The organism is Mycobacterium sp. (assembly GCF_008709575.1).
Taxonomy (GTDB): Bacteria; Actinomycetota; Actinomycetes; order Mycobacteriales; family Mycobacteriaceae; genus Mycobacterium.
In genome coordinates this window covers 1-762 of record NZ_VYIK01000281.1, presented here as the reverse complement: position 1 = coordinate 762, position 762 = coordinate 1, and the positions used below count along the sequence as shown (strand labels likewise).

The 762-nt window shown below is 65.4% G+C and carries 1 protein-coding gene and 1 pseudogene; both read right to left on the bottom strand.

What is annotated here, in order from left to right; all coding sequences use genetic code 11:
- Positions 1-51 precede the first annotated feature (51 nt).
- Positions 52-420: pseudogene (locus tag F6Q13_RS18470) on the bottom strand (sulfurtransferase); the annotation flags it as partial.
- Positions 417-762 (bottom strand): methyltransferase domain-containing protein (locus F6Q13_RS18465; RefSeq protein ID WP_293059633.1); only part of this gene is annotated, 346 nt, incomplete at its 5' end. The pseudogene F6Q13_RS18470 and the gene F6Q13_RS18465, both read right to left, overlap by 4 nt.

Below are 762 nucleotides of genomic sequence, written 5' to 3'. Positions count from 1 at the left end.
ACGACACGCCCGCCGACCTCACCGGCTCGTACACCACTTCCCTGGACGCAACTCGAGAACGCGCACGTTGGTGAGCCCTGCCGCGGTCAACACCCACCATGCCCGCCCTGAAGCAGCACGATTCCAGTCGTCATATGCCACGACTAATGCGTCTTGCCGGATTCCCCACCGGCGTGCGGCGGCCTCGACGCCGCATCCCGATGGCAGTGGGTGGCGACCCCGGCCGACGATCGTGTGGTCACTGAGTTCGTGCTCCAGTGACACATACACCGCGCCCGGGATGTAGCCCTGTAGGTAGGCTGGGTACTGATCTGGCTCATCGAACTGCCAACGCACATCGAGTATGGTCACGGGATCGTGAACCTGGATGAGGCCGGCCAGCTCTGCGGCGCTGATCAGTACTCGCGCGCGTGTGTTCATCGGTTCAGGCTATTTGGCGGCTTTGGCATCGGTGTATCGCGGTACTCCTGCCGGGACCGGGCTCCGGCGATGCAACGGGCATGCGAGCCGCGTTCGGCGCGGTCGGCCGGTGTGAGACGGTCCTCGGCGACGACGTCGGAGACCCCGATCCGGCCGCGGGGAACCAAGACGCGGAACATCTCGGCGAACACGGCCGCTCTGTTCAGCGACAGGTTGATCGTGCAGCTGGAGATCACCACGTCCACCGAGGCATCGGGCAAGGGGATGTTCTCGATGGCGCCTTTGCGGAACTCGACGTTGGCGGTACCGGCCTTGGCCTTGTTCGCCTCGGCCAGCGCCAGC